The sequence below is a fragment of the Brevibacillus sp. FIR094 genome, assembly GCF_050477165.1.
Lineage (GTDB): Bacteria > Bacillota > Bacilli > Brevibacillales > Brevibacillaceae > Brevibacillus.
The window spans coordinates 145,791-167,283 of record NZ_JBEAES010000013.1 but is presented as its reverse complement, the minus strand read 5'-3'; the positions used below and the strand labels follow the sequence as shown (position 1 = coordinate 167,283).

At 48.5% G+C, this 21,493-nt stretch carries 20 protein-coding genes; 7 read left to right on the top strand and 13 right to left on the bottom strand.

From position 1 onward, the window contains the following. Window positions 1-4: 4 nt before the first annotated feature. Both ACQ5DJ_RS14115 and ACQ5DJ_RS14110 read left to right on the top strand, forming a co-directional pair. Window positions 5-1,633, top strand: a complete 1,629-nt coding sequence (locus ACQ5DJ_RS14115) for a hypothetical protein (RefSeq protein ID WP_429843019.1) — start codon at window positions 5-7, stop codon at window positions 1,631-1,633. Next, window positions 1,626-2,444 (top strand): hypothetical protein, encoded by an 819-nt coding sequence (locus ACQ5DJ_RS14110; protein ID WP_429843018.1) that lies wholly within the window; start codon window positions 1,626-1,628, stop codon window positions 2,442-2,444. Before ACQ5DJ_RS14115 ends, ACQ5DJ_RS14110 begins: the two co-directional genes overlap by 8 nt. Window positions 2,445-2,594: 150 nt before the next feature. On the opposite strand, the gene ACQ5DJ_RS14105 is transcribed toward ACQ5DJ_RS14110, so the two are convergent. Continuing rightward, window positions 2,595-3,944 (bottom strand): glycosyltransferase family 4 protein, encoded by a 1,350-nt coding sequence (locus ACQ5DJ_RS14105; RefSeq protein WP_429843017.1) that lies wholly within the window; start codon window positions 3,942-3,944, stop codon window positions 2,595-2,597. 211 nt (window positions 3,945-4,155) lie between these two features. On the opposite strand from ACQ5DJ_RS14105, the gene ACQ5DJ_RS14100 reads away from it, so the two are divergent. Further along, window positions 4,156-5,289 carry a glycosyltransferase gene (locus tag ACQ5DJ_RS14100; protein ID WP_429843016.1) on the top strand — a complete coding sequence of 378 codons (1,134 nt, stop codon included), beginning with the start codon at window positions 4,156-4,158 and terminating at the stop codon, window positions 5,287-5,289. A 162-nt stretch (window positions 5,290-5,451) separates the two neighbouring features. Next, a complete protein-coding gene (locus tag ACQ5DJ_RS14095; RefSeq protein WP_429843015.1) occupies window positions 5,452-6,279 on the top strand; it encodes a M55 family metallopeptidase in 828 nt (275 codons plus the stop codon). A gap of 140 nt (window positions 6,280-6,419) precedes the next feature. Here ACQ5DJ_RS14095 and ACQ5DJ_RS14090 read toward each other — a convergent pair whose 3' ends face one another. The 6 genes from ACQ5DJ_RS14090 to ACQ5DJ_RS14065 all read right to left on the bottom strand — a co-directional run bounded on the left by ACQ5DJ_RS14090 (window position 6,420) and on the right by ACQ5DJ_RS14065 (window position 12,571). Further along, entirely contained in the window at window positions 6,420-6,620 is a 201-nt protein-coding gene (locus tag ACQ5DJ_RS14090; protein WP_007728493.1) for a cold-shock protein, read from the bottom strand. A 107-nt stretch (window positions 6,621-6,727) separates the two neighbouring features. Continuing rightward, window positions 6,728-7,492 (bottom strand): DUF4179 domain-containing protein, encoded by a 765-nt coding sequence (locus ACQ5DJ_RS14085; protein WP_429843014.1) that lies wholly within the window; start codon window positions 7,490-7,492, stop codon window positions 6,728-6,730. Beyond that, entirely contained in the window at window positions 7,471-8,058 is a 588-nt protein-coding gene (locus tag ACQ5DJ_RS14080) for a sigma-70 family RNA polymerase sigma factor (RefSeq protein ID WP_144616925.1), read from the bottom strand. Before ACQ5DJ_RS14080 ends, ACQ5DJ_RS14085 begins: the two co-directional genes overlap by 22 nt. 147 nt (window positions 8,059-8,205) lie before the next feature. Next, window positions 8,206-9,504, bottom strand: coding sequence for a nucleotide sugar dehydrogenase (locus ACQ5DJ_RS14075; protein ID WP_429843013.1), 1,299 nt, complete (start codon window positions 9,502-9,504; stop codon window positions 8,206-8,208). Between the two features lie 281 nt (window positions 9,505-9,785). Beyond that, the gene (locus ACQ5DJ_RS14070) at window positions 9,786-10,196 is read right to left on the bottom strand and encodes a DUF350 domain-containing protein (protein ID WP_429843012.1); all 411 of its coding nucleotides are present in this window, start codon (window positions 10,194-10,196) and stop codon (window positions 9,786-9,788) included. Window positions 10,197-10,213: 17 nt separating this feature from the next. Further along, a complete protein-coding gene (locus ACQ5DJ_RS14065; RefSeq protein ID WP_429843011.1) occupies window positions 10,214-12,571 on the bottom strand; it encodes an endonuclease MutS2 in 2,358 nt (785 codons plus the stop codon). Window positions 12,572-12,815: 244 nt separating this feature from the next. Between ACQ5DJ_RS14065 and ACQ5DJ_RS14060 the strand changes: the two genes are divergently transcribed. After that, window positions 12,816-13,190 carry a phage holin family protein gene (locus tag ACQ5DJ_RS14060; protein WP_017251059.1) on the top strand — a complete coding sequence of 125 codons (375 nt, stop codon included), beginning with the start codon at window positions 12,816-12,818 and terminating at the stop codon, window positions 13,188-13,190. A gap of 95 nt (window positions 13,191-13,285) precedes the next feature. On the opposite strand, the gene zapA is transcribed toward ACQ5DJ_RS14060, so the two are convergent. From zapA to pheS, 3 genes are all read right to left on the bottom strand, one after another. Next, entirely contained in the window at window positions 13,286-13,561 is a 276-nt protein-coding gene (zapA, locus tag ACQ5DJ_RS14055; RefSeq protein ID WP_007728510.1) for a cell division protein ZapA, read from the bottom strand. 82 nt (window positions 13,562-13,643) lie between these two features. Then, window positions 13,644-16,067, bottom strand: a complete 2,424-nt coding sequence (gene pheT, locus ACQ5DJ_RS14050; protein WP_429843010.1) for a phenylalanine--tRNA ligase subunit beta — start codon at window positions 16,065-16,067, stop codon at window positions 13,644-13,646. Between the two features lie 15 nt (window positions 16,068-16,082). Next, a complete protein-coding gene (pheS, locus tag ACQ5DJ_RS14045) occupies window positions 16,083-17,117 on the bottom strand; it encodes a phenylalanine--tRNA ligase subunit alpha (RefSeq protein WP_376897883.1) in 1,035 nt (344 codons plus the stop codon). Between the two features lie 586 nt (window positions 17,118-17,703). Between pheS and ACQ5DJ_RS14040 the strand changes: the two genes are divergently transcribed. Beyond that, window positions 17,704-18,423 (top strand): DUF2225 domain-containing protein, encoded by a 720-nt coding sequence (locus ACQ5DJ_RS14040; protein WP_429843009.1) that lies wholly within the window; start codon window positions 17,704-17,706, stop codon window positions 18,421-18,423. Here ACQ5DJ_RS14040 and ACQ5DJ_RS14035 read toward each other — a convergent pair. Both ACQ5DJ_RS14035 and ACQ5DJ_RS14030 read right to left on the bottom strand, forming a co-directional pair. Next, window positions 18,420-19,247: a TrmH family RNA methyltransferase gene (locus ACQ5DJ_RS14035; RefSeq protein ID WP_429843008.1), complete on the bottom strand. Its 828-nt coding sequence runs from the start codon at window positions 19,245-19,247 to the stop codon at window positions 18,420-18,422. The genes ACQ5DJ_RS14040 and ACQ5DJ_RS14035 overlap by 4 nt on opposite strands. Window positions 19,248-19,251: 4 nt before the next feature. Continuing rightward, window positions 19,252-19,905, bottom strand: coding sequence for a potassium channel family protein (locus tag ACQ5DJ_RS14030; protein ID WP_007728524.1), 654 nt, complete (start codon window positions 19,903-19,905; stop codon window positions 19,252-19,254). 171 nt (window positions 19,906-20,076) lie between these two features. Between ACQ5DJ_RS14030 and sspI the strand changes: the two genes are divergently transcribed. Further along, window positions 20,077-20,313 carry a small acid-soluble spore protein SspI gene (gene sspI / locus ACQ5DJ_RS14025; protein WP_429843007.1) on the top strand — a complete coding sequence of 79 codons (237 nt, stop codon included), beginning with the start codon at window positions 20,077-20,079 and terminating at the stop codon, window positions 20,311-20,313. A 44-nt stretch (window positions 20,314-20,357) separates the two neighbouring features. Here sspI and ACQ5DJ_RS14020 read toward each other — a convergent pair whose 3' ends face one another. Further along, window positions 20,358-21,488, bottom strand: a complete 1,131-nt coding sequence (locus tag ACQ5DJ_RS14020; RefSeq protein ID WP_429843006.1) for a GerAB/ArcD/ProY family transporter — start codon at window positions 21,486-21,488, stop codon at window positions 20,358-20,360. Window positions 21,489-21,493 lie beyond the last annotated feature (5 nt).

The window sequence follows — 21,493 nt, the reverse complement described above, 5'->3', positions numbered from 1 at the left end:
GGGCATGCGCCGGAATCCTATTCTCGAAACGATAAGCTGGGCGCTGTACGCCATTGCCCTGTTTCTGATTTACCATTTGCTCGTGAAACCAGCTTTCCTTGATTTAACGTGGATTGCTGTACTCATTTTCCTGCCACTGCTAGCATTTTGCTACTTCGTGGTCCATCCATCGGAACGTCGTCAAGTGCTTGTGTTTACCATCGGCTTCTTGCTCTTGGATCGAGCACTGACACGCGTCGATGTGAAGACGACCGCTGCTCTGTTGATCGGTGGAGCCATCGCGATCATCGTGATTGCGCTTCTCGTGAAATGGTACGGACGCCTCAACTGGCGTGCAGTAGGCTCGTTGGTCCTGATCGCCCTCTTGGCGAATGTGACGTTCAACAGGGATACACTGACTGCACTGAGCAACTTTACCGTGAAATACGAATCTGAGCGTTTATACAACGGAGATTGGGTGGATTACTTCCCGCTCACGCTGCACGACGTCAATGGCGATGGCAGCATGGAGATCATCACGTACGGCAATGCCGAGGAGCTTCCACTGCCTGAAGTAATTGAAAAGCCAGAGACGGAAGAAGAGAAAAAAGCAATGGCGGAGAAGTTGCGCCATTTGCAGGCTGAACCTGTTTCTCTTTATGTCCTGACCTGGAAAGACGGCCAAATGGTGCGGATGCCGAATGACCAGATTCCGGCAGATACCATGGAGATCATCAAGGAAAAATTGCCAACCGATTACCCGGGCTTCCCGTATTACACGATGAAAGACGGTCAATTGGTACCGAATGTACAACGCCAACCATATGCGGAAGGCATGATGCAAATCGGAACGGCACCATATCGTGCGTTTATGCTTGATATGGAAAACATCGCAAATCAACTGGCAGAAAACGAAGGCAGTATGGACGTACGACAAACGTTGGGCTCCAAGTACACGGATCTACACATCAAGGATGGTATGCTGACAGGAAACTATGACGGCAAGCCTTTTGGCGGGATGACCAAATCAACCAAGCTGTTGACCACCATGATGCTCCCAGAAGGACGCGAAGGACTCGTTGTCATGGGTGAACATCTGAGTGTACTGACCGTCGATTCTGATGGCACACTGACGGAAGCCTATACCTTGACTCGCAAAGAAGCTGAGTTGGCAACTGGCGAGTTCATTCCCGCCGATATCGACAACGACAAGGTCGACGAGCTGCTCGTAGCTGGCAAGCCTTCGTACATTTTGAAACCAAAACCAGATGGTACGTGGGAAATATTGTGGGCTAGCGGTGACCGCGACAAGAGCTTCCGCTTCTCCAACTTTGCTACGCTCGGTAACAGCGACAAGCCTGAGATCGTAGCAAAGGCAAAGAGCTGGGTAAGCACAACGGATTCTCGCTATTTGTCTGGCTATGACTACACACCTGAAGGTTTGAAACAAAACTGGCGCATTTACTTGCCACTGATCAATGTTCAAATCGGCGACATCGATGGCGACAAGCAAAACGAAATCGTGGCCAACATGTACAATACGCATCGCATTCTCGTGTTTAAGCAGCACAACATTCCGGTCTTCGGACTCACGATCGCGATTTTCGTGGGACTCTTGGGATACGGAGTCGTAAGGAGGTTTCGCCATGCGTAAAACGACGAAAGCATGGGCATTACTCGCTGCCATCTGCACAGCCTCCCTACTCGGTGGCTGCACGTATGAATCAGGAACGAAAGCTTTTGCCACTACCAATTTTGACCAGAAGCCGGATCAAACGACGACGGTCCAAACCGAGTCAGGAGCAGATTGGCTGAAAACAGCTCTAGAAAAGGGCAAAACGGATGAATTGGCACAGACCTACTGGTATAAGGGCCATGTGAAAAACACCATCTTGTCTCGCACCACGACGAGTATGTTCAATGGTGCCGTCATCAACGGGAAAGGCTACAATGTCGATGCACGCATCGCAGCCCAGCCCTATTCGTACTATCGAATTCACGACAAGCGCTACATCAAGGCTAACGAGCAGTTTGTGACCGCTCCGGATGAGCCACTTGCCTTCGACGTATTGAAAGGCTTCGAAGACTGGCTGCCTTTCATGGATCAGGCCGTCCAATTGCCTGAGGAAAAAGTAATTGGCGTCGTCAGCGTTCCGTTCCAATTGAAAATGACAGGAGCAGATTGGCTGAAAAATAGCCAAAGCTCACTGTTTGAACCACTGAAAAAACAATTGGGAGACCGCCCTGATCTGGATTACATCTTGAAGCAATCCACGATCAAAACAACGATTTGGTTCGGCAAGGAAGACCGTCTGATCCACCAGTACGAGACTTGGATCATTCTCCCACTGCCTGAAGCCGGAACGATGGACCAGCAAGTGATGTTCAACCTGTTTAAATACGGCGATACGGGTGGCATTCACATCAAAGAACCGGAAGAAGTAGAAAAATATTTGTTGTACTAAAAAAGCCTGCTACCCTTGCATGGCAGCAGACTGATCGGTACGAAACAGGACCTGGCGTTTATCGTCAGGTCCTGTTATTTTCATGCAGAAGAAGGATGTCTGTCATGAAGAAAACCCCGCAGCCTTCAATGGCTCCGGGGCTATGCTGAACTATTTTTTTACCAGTTCATCCATCAATTTCGCCAATTGCTTGGCCTGCTCACGACGCTCATACGGTTTCACACGCTCTGCAAAATCCGCTCCGCGTTCCTCACTACCCGTTTGTCCTTGCGCTTTCCACTCCTGATACAGCTTCAGGTACGCTTGCTTGATCTCGTCTTTTTGCTCTGGATCGGCTACTTGTCCGAGACGGAAATCTTCAATAATCTCTGTCGCTTCTCCTCTTTTGTTCAGAGCAAGAATCGGGTTGCCGATCCCCATGTATTCATAGAGCTTGCCCGGAATATACGCTCCAGCGTCAGCGGACACGTCCCCGATCATCAAGAGGACATTCGCACCTTTCATCAGTCCGAGTGCTTCTTTATGCGGCAGGTTCCCCAACACGCTAACGATGTCCCCCAGCCCCAATGCTTCTACACAGTCGCGATTTTCGGAATACCCCGGATAATCGAACACCCCTGCAAAGCTGAGCAAGAGATCATCTCTGTCTACTGCTTTTTCATCGATGAGTTCCCGGATGGCTTGCAGGAGTAGGCGTGGGTTGCGCTTTTGATACAAAATACCTGCGTACACCGCATGAAATTTGTCCGGAGCAGCATGGCTAGGAGCCAACCCATGAAAATCAGCCTGATCAAACCCATTGTAGATCAGCTCCATCCGCTTGATGCGGTCCTGGTGCTTCTCGCGAAAATTATAGGCGAAGGTCGCGGTAACGGTCGTGATCGCATCCGCTTGGGACATCACGGCCTCCTCCATTCGCTCTTCCATGCGCTCTCGCCATTCGATGCCAGAGGTGTGCATATTTTGCGTCCACGGATCACGGAAGTCCGCTACCCATTTGCAGCCAAACTCACGCGAAAGCTTTTTCGCAATCAAATGGTTCGTTACCGGTCCCGATGTGGAAAAAATCACGTCGATCTTTTCTCGGCGCATAATTTCCCGCCCCAGCTTGAGCGCATTCGGCATCCACAGGATTTGGTCGTCTGGTATCAACAAGTATGGCTTTACTTTTTTCAGCACATTGACGATTTGTTTTTTTACCTTCGCCTTGAACGAAGGCTGTGATGGTGTGGACGTTGTATTGGCACTTGCTGATGCAGCTTGTCCCCCTCGATTCGGCAGAAGCTGCCACTCCTTCGCACGGTGAATGGTAACATCACTCGGCAGCTGTGCCAAAAGGGATGGATCGAGCGTCGCATGATAAGCAGGATCTACTGTTAGCACATGGACATTCCAGCCAAACTCCCCCAAATATTTGGCCATTTTCAACGGTCTTGGCACGCCGCCTCCACCAATTGGAGGAAATATGTAGCATATGATCAACACATTGTGCGTATTCATTTACGTAACCGTCCTTCTCCAGTTCAATTTTCCATCATCAACGATACCATAAGTGCTGTCTTATTGCGAATCTAGCAGGCATCTGCTATAGTGAAAATGGCTTTGTTTACAAATTATCCTTCATTTTCGGCACACCGCCTGTATTGGGTCGTGCCTCCATGTACATACCTCGGTAGAGGTTGTTTTTTAATTACGATTCGGGTGAATTCAGATGAGCAAATTACGAGTCCTCCACGTGATTGGCGGGGGGGAATTTGGCGGTGCTGAACAACATATTCTCAATTTGGTCACTACTTTTCCAGTCGACGAAGTAGATGTCGCAGTCGTATGCTTCTATGATTCTCTCTTCGCGAGTAAATTGCGGGAATCAGGCATCCAAGTCATTACACTGAATCAGTTCGGACGTTTTGACTTACGATTGCTGCAGGCTCTGCGGAATGCCTTTTCCACATTCCAACCAGCGATTATCCATACGCATGGGATTAAAGCCAATTTCTTTTCCCGACTGGCAGCTCGCGGTATGAAGGTGCCTTTACTGACCACTGTTCATAGCTCACTCCGTTATGATTATACAAGCTCCTTGGCCTATGCCATTGTAAGCATGATGGAAATGAGCACAAGACATTGGAACCGTCATTATATCGCGATCAGTGGTGCGATTGGCGATATTTTGCGGGGGCAGGGTGTTCGCTCGTCTGACATTAGCGTGATTTATAACGGAATGGACATGAAGCCTTATCGGCAAAACCATTTACGAGAGAATGATCGCAATCGACTGCGTGCGGAATGGAACATACCAGAGGATGCCTTTTTGTTCGGGACAGCAGCTCGCTTTGTTCCCGTAAAAGGTCTCCCGATTCTTCTCGATGCTTTTCATACGCTTTTGGCGGACAAGAAAGAGGCCCCTTATCTCGTGTTGATCGGAGACGGCTCTGAACGTGCTGCGCTCGAAGCCAAGGTGAAAGAATTGGGCCTGGAATCGCGTGTTCGCTTTGCTGGTTTTCGGCAAGATATACCTGCGTGCTTGCATGCCTTGGATGGCTTTGTCCACTCTTCTCTGTACGAAGGGCTAGGCTATACGATCATCGAGGCAATGGCTTCGGAGGTTCCTGTTGTAGCAAGCAATGCCGGCGGTGTGAAAGAGTTTGTTTTCGATGGCGAGACGGGGCTGATCGTCGAACCGGGAAATCCCGCTTTGCTGGCGCAAGCAATGGAACGGCTATGGACTTCACCACAGCTGCGTGAGACCATGGTGCAAAAAGCTCTGAACAAAGTAGAATCCACTTTTACCATTCAACTCATGACCGAACAAATTGTTGCTCTTTATCGCAGGTTACTGAAATGACGAAAAGCACGGTGAAACGCGAACAGCGAGCATCGTGCTTTTTCATATGATTTGTTTGAAGAATCTGTTTTTATGGTTGCCTACTCATGAGCAATCTGGTTACATATGAATTGGAACTATTTTGTATAGCAAGCTGCACCAGACAGAAAGGGTGAAAATGAGATGAAACTATTTCTTTCGGTAGACATGGAAGGTATTTCAGGTATTGTGGATACGAGCTATATTAACCCGGATTCGGGGGTTAACTATCAGCGTGGCCGCCAGTTTATGACGGACGATGCTAATGCGGTTATTGAAGCCGCAATTGAGTCTGGCGTAACGGAAATTGTTGTAGCAGACAGTCACAACACGATGAACAACATTCTCTGGGAAAAGCTCCATCCGAAAACGAGACTGTTGGCAGGTTCTCCACGCGATTCATCTATGATGCAGGGCCTCGACGAGAGCTTTGATGCAGCAATGTTTATCGGCTATCATACCCGCCAAGGGATTCCTGGCGTGCTCAGCCATACAATGTCCGGTGTCGTTCACAATATGTATATCAACGGACAAGTCGTGGGTGAGTTCGGCTTTAACGCCGCGATTGCAGGCATGCACAACGTTCCTGTTGTCATGGTGTCTGGTGATAATCTCATCGCCGTCGAAGCACAGGAACTGATTCCAGGCATTCAAACAGCGATCGTGAAGGAAGCTGTCTCCCGCACAGCTGCTATCTGTCTCTCGCGTGAAGAAGCAACCGCTGAATTGAAGCGCAAGACGGCCAATGCCTTGCGCAACCGGAACAACATCCTGCCATTCCGTACAGCTGTACCTGTAGAGCTGGCGATGGAATTCTCCCATGCAGGACAAGCCGAGATGGCCGCAATTGTCCCGGGCACTCGCTATGAAACAGCTACAAACATGGTTTATTACAATGCAGCCAATCCGCAGGATATGTACAAAACGATGCGGGCTATGCTGAATCTGGCGTCGGGTGCAGAGTTTTTCTAAACAAGTGAGGAGGGAACGGAAGACTGATATCAGTTCTTCCGTTCTCTATTTTAGTGGGAGATTTTTTAAGACTCTGCAGCTACTTCTAGAGAAAATAAAAAAGCAGACCCATCACCTGAGTCTGCTTGTCGTTTCAGCTTTTATAGTCTTCGAACGTTCGTCGCTTGAGGACCACGTTGACCGTTTTCTACGTCAAACTCAACCTCTTGCCCTTCGTCCAAGGATTTGTACCCTTCGCCCTGAATAGCGGAGAAGTGAACGAATACGTCATCTCCACCATCACGCTCGATAAAACCGAAACCTTTTTCACTGTTAAACCACTTTACTCTTCCACGTTCCATTTTTTGCCTCCTAGCATGTAACCCTTACATGACATTTGAAATATTGTCTTACCCCGGTTACTATTGCCATTTACGAGGCTTATTATACGTGATCGAACTTTTTTCTCCTATTTCGCAGCCTTTGTTGCTTCTTTTGCTTTGCTCTGGTCCACGATAAATTGTCCCTTCCAGTTGCCCGCTGTTTTGCCGATCCGGTTCACATCGATATTTAAGGTGAGTGGCTGTGGGAGATTAAATCCACTCGCGACGAAGGCAAGTACGCCTTCTGGCTTATCGTGATCCGCTATTCCCACCATTACTTCCTTACCGGACTCGTCTGTTAAGTAGAAAGGCAAGTAATCCTCTTTGCTGGTCCCGATAAAGTTTAGGACACTTGTACCTTCCAAGCCTTTATCCTGGTACACAGGATTGCCATTTTGTTCGCCTCCCACATCTAATCCTGTCGTATCGAATTCGAAAGGCACCAGTTCGCCATTTTGTTGTTCAATGCGATAGTGCAGCAGAACTTTAGTTTCTTCCGCATACACTTCCGTAAAATGAATCGTAATCCCCTGATCGGTAATTTTTTGATCGATCGGAATAGACAACCCTTCTGCCGCTGCTCGCTTAACCCCTTCATTCACCAAACTGTTCAAGTCTTTTGGTTTGTCTGCAAAATAAGAGGTCCCATTTAAAGCCGCATATACTCCAGTCGGCAGTATAATAGCAGCAACTAATCCCATCATTACTAATTTTTTCTTCATCGTTACAGTCTCCTTTTTTTCGTGATAGCGATGAAAGGACTGCCTGACTCGCTGGTCGAGTTCATCAGGGATCGAGGTTTCGTCAATTTGTTTGGTGAGTGACTGTTTTACGATTTTTTCGATAGACATGTTTGGAGTTCCTCCTCATTCCATTCGACGTCAATCCACTCTCGGATTCGCTTTAATGCCAGATGATTTCTCGATTTTGCTGTCCCCACTGGTATTTGCAGCAGTTCAGCAATCTGATCGTACGTATAATCGTAGTAATACCGATAAATCACGACGATGCGCAGCTTGAACGGCAGCTTTTGGATTGCTTGCTGCATCTCTGTGGCAGACTCCATCGCAAGCATTGGCTCATCCGGTGTTTCGACATGTTGCTTTTCTTCCAAGCTCTGTTTTCGTTCTAACAGACGGAATCTTCTCCAAATCTGTCTACGCCAGTTTTTCACCTGTCTAATGACAATCCCATTCACCCAGAAAAGAAACGGACGCTTGCGATCATAAGCAGGCAGTGATCTCCATAGCTGATAGTAGATTTCGCTTACAATATCATGAACATCTTCTTTATTCGTGACCATGGCTGCTACGGTACCGTAAATTTTTGTCCGTGTCATGCTGTAGACCACCTCAAAAGCTTCTTGGTCTCCATCAAGCAAACGGTCCAGCCACAGTTCTAACATTTGATCATTCATCGGAGGGCCCCCTGAAATTGTATACACGTTGTATTGGCTCTCTCGTTCAATATGGTTCACTACTTTATGAAAAAAAACCTCTCCAAACGCTTCTACGTGCGTTTAGAGAGGTTTTCTCGTATGAATCAGTGGAACTTTGTGCAAGAATTAAATGCGCACCACAGTGGCCTTACTGACAAGATCACGCGGGATGCGGTTTTTCGTATCGAAAAGGATCGGCGCGTCAGCCATCTTTTCAGCAACATGGGCCCAGTTCGCCTCAGCAAATTCCTTTTGGACAGCAGTCAGGAACAATGCATCTGCTCCATTCACTGCTTTCTCCAGACTATCAACCTTGTGATCATACACAGTCGGAACAGCTGGATCATAGGAACGAACGTCTACTCCTTTTGCCATGAGTAGCTTGATCAGATCGTGAACAGGGCTTACGCGGTCGTCATTGGAAAAGTCTTTCATCGCCATCCCCAAAACAGCAACGCGGCTTCCTACCAACGTCTTGCCATTTTTCTTCAAGGCTTGCTCGAGCATGCCGATCAACACTTCAGGAACTGCATCATTCGTATTGCGAGCCAGTTGCAGAATCGGCAGGTTCACTTCCAATTCACGTGCCTTAGGCTGCAAGTAGTACAGCGCATTCGGTAAGCAGAAGCCGCCTACACCCGGTCCTGGCGATAACATGTTTACACGCGTGTGCGTATTGGCAACCTTGATCAGCTCGAACGTATCGATGCCAAATGCCTCGGAGAAACGAGCGAATTCTTGTACCATCGCGATGTTTACATCACGCTGGATGTTCTCGATGACTTTTGCTGTCTCGACTACACGGATATCCGAGATCGTAATGTCCGTCTCACTGATGAAAGACAACAACTCTTTTCCTTTTTCAGCGCTTTGTTCATTGATACCACCAAGAACGAGCGGCATATGGATGAACTCTTCAAAAGCACGCCCCTCTGCAATTCGCTCCGAGCAGTACGTCAGGAAGAAATCAACACCAGCAACAAGACCGCTTGTTTCCTCCAAAATTGGCAGAATCACATCTTCTGTCGTTCCTGGTACGACGGTACTGCGGATCATGATGGTATCGCCTTTTTTCAGTACGTGACCGAGAGATTGTGCACAGCTTTTCAGCGGTCCAAGATCAGGATCGCCGTTATGAACAGGCAATCCGGCTGTTACAATATAGTTATTGACTTCCGCAGCAGCTTCCTCGTAGGAGGTCGTTGCACGGAAACGTTTTGCTTCAATCTGCTCTTTGAGGATCTCTGGCAACGTTTTTCCCTGATAGGACTCCAGGTGATGGGAATGTGCCGCATTGATCTCTTCTACGACATGCGGTAAGACGTCGATACCGATGACGTTTGCTCCTTTCATGGCATAGGTAAGCGCCAATGGCAAGCCTACAAACCCCAATCCCACAACAGCTACGCGTACAGGTTGAGTCATTGCGTATCTCCTCTTTCACATTCTCTAAGTAAGGTCCGTATGACTGTAGAAGTCACGCGGCCAACTTGCGCATATTTTTAGGACAGGTAGTAAACACCTGCAGCGATAAAAAGCACACACAATCCGATGAGGACCTTGTACAACGTTTCCAAGGCTGTTCCTCCCCCATACAATCTTGGCTTGTCCTCTTTTTCGTAAAAAGGACTTTGATTGGGCAGAATAGTTTGGTACTCTTTCGCCAAATCAAATTATACTCTCGTTTGAAATATCGTTCAACCCGTCTAACGAGGCAAGGATGCCCCGATGATATACGAAAATCCGATGGACAGGACCATCGCAATAAAACCAATAGCCCTGTTATCTTTTGCAATTTCCTGATCGACGTTAAAGGTAGGGGTCATGAATTCAAAAATGAAGTACGCAGACAACAACAGGAAAAATCCGAATGTCGCCCAAATCAACGCTTCGCCCAAAGACAAATGCGCCTGAATGGAATAACGAAAAATGTTCGCGATCCCAAAAATTTTCCCGCCTGTTGCCATAGCTACTGCCATGTTCCCACGCTTCAATTCTTCCCAAACACGGTAACGCGTTACCAGTTCAAAAATGGCTAAGAATAAAATCATCGCCAATCCAGACACAGTAAAATAAGCTGCAGTTGCAAAATATGGATTGTGTAGAAGGCTTTCCATATGTCCCTCCCGACCTCTTATTTCAATTCGGCAATGGTAGCACCTACGCCGCCTTCTCCTTGACCACCTAAGCGGAAGGATTTTACATTCCGATGACTTCTCAAATACTCGTGCACGCCTTTGCGCAGTACCCCTGTCCCGTGTCCATGAATAATGGAGACCGAGTGCAAGCCTGCCAACAACGCATCATCTAAAAACTGATCGATTTCCCGAATGCTGTCTTCAACGTTGTAGCCGCGCAAGTCGAGATCCATCTTGATATTGTCACTGCGACGCTTCACAGAGGTGTACGGAGCCGCTTGCGGTTTTTGCTGGATGGAGTTTTGGACATGCATATCATCGCGCTTCACTTTCATTTTCATGATCCCGATCTGCACGAGGAATTCTTCATTGTTTACTTTTTCCAGCACGGTTCCTTTTTGTCCGAAGCTCGTCACCATTACCTCGTCGCCCACCTTGATCTGTGTGGCACGAACGGCTTTCGCAGGCTTCTTCACCTTTTCCTTCTCCAGCTCAAGGACGGCATTGCCCAAGCGCTTCTTCGCATCGATGAGACGATGCTCCTTGATTTCCATGCCTTCTGCCATCATCTCGCGCAGCTCGCGAATGATCGTTTCCGCTTCTTCTTTTGCGAGTTGGACGGCAATTCGCGCTTCGTCTTCTGCTCGCTCCATTCGTTTGTTTTTCTCTTCAGCAAATTGCGCACGCTCTTCTTCCAGCTGTCTACGCAGCTCTTCCGCTTCCTCGCGTGCCGCTTTTGCCACCAACCTGTCTGCTTCCGCCGACTTGCGATTACGCTCCAACGAAGCGATCATGTTCTCGACCTGATTGTCTTCCTCACTGATCGAGCCGCGCGCTACATCAATGATGTGTTCCGGCAATCCCAGTCGTCTTGCGATGGCAAACGCGTTAGATCGACCAGGCACCCCGATGAGCAAACGATAAGTAGGACGTAGCGTCTGTACGTCAAATTCTACGCTGGCATTGATAACCTCGGGTCTATCATAGGCATACGCCTTCAATTCGCTGTAGTGCGTCGTTGCGACCAATCTCGCACCGGAATCAATCACATGGTCGATGATGGACATAGCCAGAGCAGCACCCTCTGTCGGGTCTGTTCCTGCACCTAGCTCGTCAAATAGTACCAAGCTCTTGTCGTCCATTTTCGCCAAGATTTGAATAATATTGGTCATATGGCTCGAGAATGTAGACAGACTCTGCTCGATGGATTGCTCATCCCCGATATCAGCAAAAACGGAGGAGAATACGGTCATCTCGCTCTCTTCCTCTGCCGGAATATGCAAGCCTGCCATGGTCATCAAGGACAGCAGTCCGATTGTTTTGAGGGAAACGGTTTTTCCGCCTGTATTCGGGCCTGTCACAACAATCGCCTGAAACTCTCCACCTAACTCCACATCTACAGGAACGACAACTTCTCGTGGAATGAGCGGATGACGCGCTTTTCGCATGTTTACGTATCCGCGATCATTGATGCGTGGACAGATCGCCTTCATGCTCCAGGCAAGCTGAGCCTTGGCAAACATGAAATCGAGCTCTGTCAGCGCTTCTGTGTTTTCGATCAAAGCTTCTACCGCAAAGGATACCTGCTCCGTCAACACATACAGAATGCGCTCCACTTCACGTTCCTCGCGTAAGCGAAGCTCGCGAAGCTTGTTGTTCATCTCAACGATCACTTCCGGCTCGATAAAGAGCGTCGCTCCAGAAGCCGACTGATCATGAACAATTCCACCAAATACAGAACGATACTCCTGCTTCACCGGAATGACAAAACGATCGCCACGAATCGTAACGATGTTTTCCATCAGCATTTTTTGGTAAGTAGACGAGCGTGTCATTTGATCGAGCTTTTCGCGAATGCGCGACTCGAGTTGTCTGATTTCTTGACGTACCTGACGCAATTCAAGACTCGCGCTGTCCAAAATATCGCCGTTTTCATCAACACAGCGGCGAATTTCGGTTTCCAACTCACGCAGGCCCTCAATTCGCTCTGCCTGCTGTTGCAATAATGGCAGCTCGTGATCCTCACACATATCAAGCAAAAACGTTTTGAGCCTGCGTCCGGCCATAACGGTGCTGGCGATATCCAGCAATTCCATCGGGGCGAGCATAGCGTTCAATCTGGCGCGCTGTACGGGACCGCGGATATCGCGAATGCCACCGAGAGGCACGCTGCCTTTTAGGCGTAATACGGTTGCTGCTTGTTCTGTCCCTTGTTGAGCGGTTATGACTTCATCCAAGCGTAAAAAAGGAATCAGCTCTGATGCTTTTTCTTTTCCATATGTGCAAGATGCCTTGTCAATCAACAGGGCGACTATTTTATCGTATTCTAACGTCTTTAAAACCCGTTGTTCCACTGTGCTCCTCCTTCTTTATCCAGCGGCGACCGTTGTACCGTGCGGGCGGGAGCGACGGTCTATACCGGCAATCATTACGATCTCCCCATTATAACATGGCAGCAGAGCTTAGAAAACTTGGGCTACGGATAGCAGCGGACAAAGCACCTCCGGCGAAGGATAATTTTACACGTTTTCGTAAGGCATAGTTCTACTCTTTGCGTGAGAGAATGAAAGGTGAAACAACCCTAAAGGAGGAGTACACTTGACGATCATGCGCCATATCGTCCGCTTTATCGTCGCTGCCGTAGTCCTGATGTTTGTCGGCTTTCTGGTCCCCGGCTTTTCAGTTAGCAGTTTTTGGACAGCTCTGTTTGCGGCCGTTGTCATCGCACTGATTGGCTGGGCCGTAGAAGCCATTTTCGGAGATCGAATTTCGCCGTACAATCGTGGTATTATCGGCTTCTTGGTCAGTGCCGTCGTGATTTATCTCACTCAGTTCATCGTCTCTGGCTTCCGCGTAACGATTCTTGGAGCGCTTCTGGCTTCCTTGGTGATCGGGATCATCGACTTGTTTATCCCGATCAAAACCCATATGGATATGCGCAATGGAGATGCCGGGAACAAGCAGGAGACATAGGCAAAATGCAACAAAGAGCCATCCCATCAATGACGGGGTGGCTCTTCTCCTTTTACCCACAACGTGAAAAGAGAGGCATTCCGCCCCTCTTTTCCTTAATCTATCGGTTTAGCCTTTGCCTCTTCCTGAATGATTTTCAGCAGTTCTTCGTACTCCTGACGCAAGCGGAAGTATTCATCCGCGATATTGACTGCAGAAAGTACGGCAATTTTGGCAGTATCCAGTCGATGGTTGCCGTTTGCGATTTCGTTCATCTTGTCATCAACGAAACCGGCCACCATGCGTATGTGATTGACACTTGCCTTGCCACTGAGCCGGTATTGTTGGCCAAAGATGTCCACCGTCAAACGATTTTTCCCATCACCTTGCACGAGAGGTACCCCCCTACTGCGACCTTTGCTCTACTTTATCCTTTTTTAGGTTACTGAAAATGTCAGATTTCGTCAAGCAATCTTACACGCGCAGTTCAGCGCCTGTGTTGTTTTTCAAGGCTTCGATGACAGCAGTGGTCACTTGTTGAATCTCTTCGTCCTGCAAGGTACGCTCTGCGTGACGGAATACGAGGGCAAATGCCATGCTCTTCTTATCTTGGGCAATACGCTCACCCATGTATACATCGAACAGGGTTACGGACTCGAGCAGCTCGCCTGCCGCTTCACGAATCGTTGCTTCCAATGCACCAGCAGCTACACTGCGATCCACAACGAGAGCCAAGTCACGCGTTACCGCTGGGGACTTCGGCAACTGATTGTAATGTCCTACCTCGGCAGCTACATCAATCAAAGTAGCTACATCCAGCTGGAATACGTACGTTTCGGACAGATCATACGCTTTTTCTGTACCCGGATGAACCTGCCCCAAATACCCCAGTCTTTTTTCTCCTACCCATACTTCAGCAGTACGGCCTGGGTGCATACCCGCGATGTCCTGTACAGCTTTGTATTCAGCAGCTTGGATACCCAAACGAGCGAAGAGTGATTCCACAATCCCTTTGGTTTGGAAGAAATCAACAGGCTGCTTAGCGCCCATCCAGTTTTGTGTGAGGAGTTGTCCAGTCAATGCACCGGCTACATAAAGACGTTCTTCTGGAAGCTGCGTGAGTGTTTCTTCTTTCGTCAAGAACACACGGCCCAATTCAAAAATCGCGACATCGTGGTTTTGACGGTTTTTATTGTAAGCGACTGTTTCCAAGAGGCTTGGAATCAAGCTCGTGCGCAGAACGCTATGGTCTTCACTCATTGGCATCATGAGCGCAACAGGGTTTACTTTCTCCTGATGCAGACCCGCTACTGCCTCGACACGATCTGGATGAACCAGTGCATAGGAAATCGCTTCATTCATGCCAGTACCGATCAGGTGATGACGGATGGTACGGCGCAATTGCTGTTCTTTTGTCAACTGTCCTTGTGTAGTCGAACCAGAAGGCAAGCTGGTCGGAATGTTGTCGTAGCCATACAGACGTGCAACCTCTTCCACCAAATCCTCTGGCAGCGTAATGTCGCCACGTCTTGTTGGAACCGTTACTGTCCATTTGTCGCCCGCTACTTCATACGGGAATTGCAGACGCTCGAAAATCGGCGATACTTCAGAAGCCGCCATGTCGGTTCCAAGATGCTGATTGATTTTTGCAAGCGTAACGGATACAACAGCAGGCGTAGCTTCGCTTACAACAGCAGAGCTGATTCCTTTGGATACCGTTGCCCCAGACAATTGCTGAATCAGAGCAGCAGCGCGCTCTCCCGCTTCCTGCACACGTGCCTGATCAACGCCTTTTTCCCAACGTACGCAGCCTTCTGTACGCATGCCGAGCATACGAGCCGTACGGCGTACTGTTTTTGGCGTGAACCAAGCTGCTTCGAGAATGATTTCACTCGTCTCGCCTGTGATTTCAGAGTTAGCTCCGCCCATTACACCTGCGATCGCCAAGCCTTTGGTCTGGTCGGCAATCAGCAAGGTTTGCTCATCCAGCGCGCGCTCTTGATCGTCCAATGTCACGAGCTTTTCGCCTTCGTTTGCCAGTCGAACGACAATAGAGCGATCAGCTACCTGTGTCGCATCGAAAGCATGCAGCGGCTGACCGTACTCGAGCAGCACGTAGTTGGTCACGTCTACCACGTTGTTGATCGGACGAATTCCCGCTGCCATCAGGCGATTTTTCATCCATTGCGGAGATGTCGCGATTTTAGCGTTGGTGAAGTGACGACCGTGGTATTGATAACTTTCATTCGTCGCTTCGATCTTGACTTGGATTGGGTTGTCGCCACCGTTTTCGGTCAGCTCGATTTGTGGGAATGCCACTTCTTTGCCCAAAATAGCGGCTACCTCGTAAGCAACCCCCAGCATGCTCAAGCAATCCGAACGGTTCGGCGTCAGACCCAATTCCAGTACATAGTCATCCAAGCCGAGGTACGTAATCGCATCCATTCCGATTTCCGCATCCGCTGGCAAGACCATAATGCCTTCTTGCTGATCTTTTGCCAGAAGCTTTTCGTTTAAGCCCAATTCTTTTGCCGAGCAGATCATCCCTTGGGATTCTACTCCACGCAGCTTGGAACGCTTGATGTTCAGTCCATCTGGGAGCTTCGCACCGATCAGGGCAACGAGAACTTTTTGTCCCTCGTCTACGTTCGCTGCTCCACAAACGATTTGCAGGTCTTCTCCTTGTCCTGCATCAACGACGCATACGTTGAGACGGTCTGCATCCGGATGCTTGCTGCGTTCTTTTACATAACCGATCACAACACCGGATACACCTGCGTTGCGCGATTCAACTGCATCTACCTCAATCCCGCTGCGAGTCAGCTTTTCAGCCAGCTCCTGGGGTGTCGTTCCACTCAGATCGACGTATTCAGATAACCATTGGTACGATACCTTCATCTTTGCCTCTCCTCTCTAGCCTCGATTGAACTGACGCAGGAAACGAACGTCATTGGTATAAAAATGGCGGATGTCCTCCACCGCGTATTTGAGCATCGCAATTCGTTCTACACCCATACCGAATGCAAAGCCGCTGACTTCCTCAGGGTTGTAGCCGGCCATTTCCAGTACACGCGGGTGAACCATACCAGCACCCAAAATCTCGATCCAGCCTGTTTGCTTACATACTCGGCAACCATTGCCACCGCAGTTGAAGCATTGCAGGTCTACTTCTACGGAAGGCTCCGTGAACGGAAAGAAGCTTGGGCGCAGACGGATTTGTTGGTTTTCCCCGAACATTTGACGGGCAAACGTCAAGAGGGTACCTTTCAAGTCACTCATCCCGATTTTTTTATCAATGACGAGACCCTCGATCTGCGTGAATTGGTGGGAGTGTGTCGCATCGTCATCATCGCGGCGGTACACTTTACCCGGACAGATCATTTTGAGTGGGGTCTTGCCTTCTTTTTTCAGCATCGTACGCGCTTGCACAGGAGATGTCTGCGTACGGAGCAACAGCTCTTCTGTGACGTAGAACGTATCTTGCATATCGCGTGCCGGGTGATCCTTCGGTAGGTTCAGCATCTCGAAGTTGAAGTGGTCCATTTCAACCTCAGGGCCTTCTGCCACCTCAAAGCCCAGGCCGATGAAAATGTCTTCGATCTCTTCAATAATCCGAGAGAGCGGGTGCATGGTGCCTGCTGGTACTGGACGTCCTGGCAGTGTCACATCGATTGTTTGAGAAGAAAGCTTGGCATTCAAAGCCGCTTCTTCAAAAGCTTTTTGTTTACCGGAGAACGCTGCTTCCAGCGCTTCCCTTACTTCATTCACCAGCTGACCGACAACTGGACGCTCTTCTGGGGACAGGCCGCCCATTCCGCGCAGCAGTTCTGTCAACTCGCCCTTTTTCCCCAGGTATTTGACGCGCAAATCCTGAAGTTGTGCGGCTTCTGTCACTTGGCTGATTTGGCCCAGTGCGGACTCTTTCATTTCTTGCAACCGAGTTTGCACTTCGAATCGCTCCTTTTTTATTTGTTAAAATAACCTCTACCGAGGCCTTCTCATGGATGAGCGACCGCGTCTTAGCGGAAAGTTATTATGCGCTCCGGAAAGTTTAAGCACAGTCGCTTTTTCACACTGTGAAACACTTAAACTTTCCTCCACGTAAAAAAAAAGAAAAACCCGCCCCAGAAAAGGGACGAGTTACTTTTTTCTCGCGGTACCACCCTTGTTAGACAATTCGCTTCCACCCTGTGACAAATCCATGACAATATCACTAGTGAAAAGAGACATTTGTCTCACTTCAGATCATTGGTAACGGGTATGACCCGGCTGCTCCTACTGCGCGAAAAGCGGTTCAGAGTGCGGCTTTGGAGTGAATTCGGCAGCTATCATGTTAAAGATGCTCGCAGTCTGTGACATCTTCTCCCTGAAAAAACAGATAGGTCCTGCGTACTAGTCTCCGTCATCGCTTTACGTTATAATTGTGACGTAAGGAAAATTATAGCGCAACAAGAGAGAACTTTCAATTCTACAAATGTTACATATCAAGAGAGTGTTTTCATGTGTATGTTACCATTCGAAAGGGGATTTTGACATGATTGATAATGTTTCCGCCCTTTACGATAAGACAATCAACTGCCGCCATTGCCAAGCGACCTTTTCGACCAAAAGGATCAGAAGCGGCACGTTGACGATGCTTCATCGCGATAGCGATTTTTATACCACTTTTAAAGAGCAAACTTTAAATCCCATTATATATACCGTCAATGTCTGCCCTGAATGCGGCTTCGCCTTTACGGATCAATTCCGGGACAAGCTCGCCCCCTGGCAAAAGCAGATCGTGGATGAACAAATCTCCTCGAAATGGAAGCCAAAAGACTTTGGCAAGGTTCGTCATGTACCAGAAGCCATTGTCAGCTACAAGCTGGCCATTTACGCAGCTGAACTCACGGATCAGCCCCATTCTGTAAAAGCAGGTCTGTATTTGCGCCTCGCATGGCTTTATCGATTCCAGAAAAATGTCGTGGAAGAAATGCGCTTTATCGATATGGCCGTGGAAGAATATGAACAATCGTATATTCATTCCGACTACACACGCGGCGACAAAGAAATGACCGAAGTTCGCTTGCTGTACTTGATTGGTGAGCTTTACCGCAGACTCGAAAAGTTTGACTTAGCCATCAAGTATTTCGGCAAGGCACTGGCTTTTCGCAACCACACCATTGAGAGCGGCATTATCCGGATGGCGCAAGATCAATGGCAACTCGCGCGCGAAGAGTATAAAGAGAAAAAAAGTGAGCAAAAGATCGGCTAAGCATGCCGATCTTTTCTTTTGCGTTGTGCCTCGTATACAAAAATTCCTGCCGCGACTGCTGCATTCAATGACTCCGCGCCGCCATAAAGCGGGATATGAACGAATTGGTCTGCCCTGGAAAACATCTCTTTAGAGACGCCTCTTCCCTCATTTCCGATGACCATTGCCGTCAAACCAGCATAATCAGCCTCGTCATAGGAAACACTGTTTTGCTCCAAGGAAGAGATCAGAACTCGCCCTCCCTTTGCCTTCCATTCATCTGCTGTCTCGACTAACGACTGTGTAAAGACTGGAATGCGGAACAGTGCCCCCATTGTGGCACGTACCACTTTTCCATTGTAAATATCAACACTGCCACTTCCAAGTACGACACCATCGACTGCTGCCGCTTCTGCTGTACGCAAAATCGTGCCGAGGTTGCCCGGGTCTTGTATTTCATCCAAAAAGAGGAGTAGCAAGCTGTCTTGTTCCTCTCTCTTCTTATCTACCCATTTTGCCCAATCTGCTGCTGTTTTTTTCACTTCGGCCACAATTCCTTGTGGTGACTTGGTTTCGGACAGCTTCGCCAGCACTGTCTCTGACGCCGCAATGACCTGAACAGCTTCCGGATGATTAGCCAGTGCACGTTGGCAGGCAGGGTCCATGTCACGCTGCTGATCGTAAATAACCGTGACTACCTCCGCCCCGCTTTTTAACGCCTCCTCTACCAGGTGCGCCCCTTCCACGAGAAAACGCTGCTGCTCTTCCCGTCCTTTCCGTGACAGCAACTGGTGCAATCGCTTTATCAGAGAGTTTTGTACCGAAGTAATGATTTCATTTGTCATAAACCTATGCCCGCTCCTCAAATTCACGTAAGTCTTTGTTGTTCCCGATCACCACAAGCACGTCGCCGTATTGGATGACTTCATCCGGGCTAGGAGCGATGTTGAATTTATCTCCACTTTTGATGGCAATAACGTTGACCTCGTATTTTTTCCGAATATCCAGTTGCCGCAAGTTTTGACCGACCAGCTTGGACGACACGACGACCTCCGCCACGCTGTAGTCCTCTGCCAGCTCAATAAAGTCAAGAACGTTAGAGGAGATCAGATTGTGGGCGACCCGCACTCCCATGTCGCGCTCAGGGAATACGACACGGTCAGCTCCTACCTTGTACAATACTTGTCCATGACGCTCATTCTGTGCTTTTGCCACGATCTTTTTGACACCCAAGTCTTTCAATGTCAATACTGTCAGGATGCTCGCCTGAATATCGACCCCAATGGCCACGACGACTACGTCAAAATTGCGGATGCCGATTTCCTTCAAGGCCCGTTCATCCGTAGAATCAGCCGCTACCGCGTGCGTTACGTACTGAATATTTTCGTTAATGCGCTCCTCGTTCTCATCTATTCCCATGACTTCATAATCCATCTCGTACAGCGTTCTCGCCACGCTAGAACCAAAACGTCCCATCCCGATAATGGCAAATTGCTTGGACATGTTAATCTTCCCCTTTACGGAACTTACCAATAACAAGCATTATAGCACAACCAAAACATCCGCCACAAAACGGTCATGAACGTTTTATACGAAAAGCATGGTATGCGCAAATCAGCGTTTACAAATACTATTTCTTGAATTCATTCTCACAAGAGAGGTGCAAGCACGATCATGAATATTGCCTCACTCAACCTACGTCAAGCGATCATGTACAAAATGCAAGGCTCAGATCCAAGCGCAGTTGAAGATACCATTAGTGATGCCATCTCGAGCGGTCAGGAGAAGACGCTCCCGGGTTTAGGCGTTTTGTTTGAAGTGCTGTGGCAAAACAGCGATGCTTCCTCACGTCAATCCATGATTACGACGATCGCGGAACACTTGCCTGAGCAAGCCGAAAAACCGATCTAACCACATCTTCTTTGAACCAAGCAAGCTACAAAAGGGAGGGGCTCTTATGTCCCTCCCTTTTCATTGTTCACTTCCCGACCTTTGTTGAACTGATTGCGCATGAATTGGGTGATTGCCAGCAAAATGGGCATGATGATAGTTATCAAAAATCCCAAGGCAGTCAAATGCTGTGTATAAGAAAACAATTCCACTATATTTTGCGGCAGTAATGTTAGGAAAAATAGTGGCACCATGATCACAATCGCGGTGATTCGCTGAAAACGAATGCCTTTGTGAAACCAGCGTCGCAATGAAAAAATCGTCGCGTAAAGCATATTACCGATTGTTGTAAATACAGAAGCAACCCAAATTGCAAGGAAGGCGGACTCAAAACGCTCCAAAAACCAACCGCTTCTCTGCGTTACCTTGACCAGTTCAAGCGTAGGCCAAACCAGCCTCTGCAATTCTTCATAGCCAAATACAGTAATGCCTGCGACAACTGTGATCAAATAAACGACAAGAGCAAAGCTCATTCCTGTCATACTGGCCACCCCTAGTCTTGCCCCGGGAATAGCGAAGGCAAAGTAAACCATTAACAACTCATACCCGGTGTAGAGCGTATACGTATTCAGACCCGTTTTCATGACCTCCTTCCATGACTCTACTTGGAATGGCAATAAATTGTACCAATCTGCGTTCATGAAGGAGACGAGCGGAATCAAAAGAGACGGCAACAGAAGGAAAGGAATCAACAGCTCATTTATTCTTGCCACAACTTCAATCTCATGAATACAAAGAAACATGACCAACAATAGCAACGTGATGAGAATTACTTCCAGTGGCGTTTGCGGCAATACGGAGGTCACGACGACTTCCCCGAACAATCTGGCTGTGATTCCCGCATTGAGGAACTGATAGAGAATGAAAAGAAACACACACAGGGTACCGATGGCAACACCGAATACCCTCGGCATAAATTCGACAAAGGTAAGGCCAGGAAACTGGTTACCTAAATAAACGATTGCCGCCACAGCCACGGATGCTACGAAAGCACCTGCAATGGGTCCCAACCATCCCATTTGATGAAGGAGTTCGGTTGCCGTTCTCGGGATGATGAGTATACCCACCCCGATCATCGAACTGATCATAATGCTTGTCAGTTGCCAGGTACCAAAATTACGTTGCTGATTCTCCACAATGA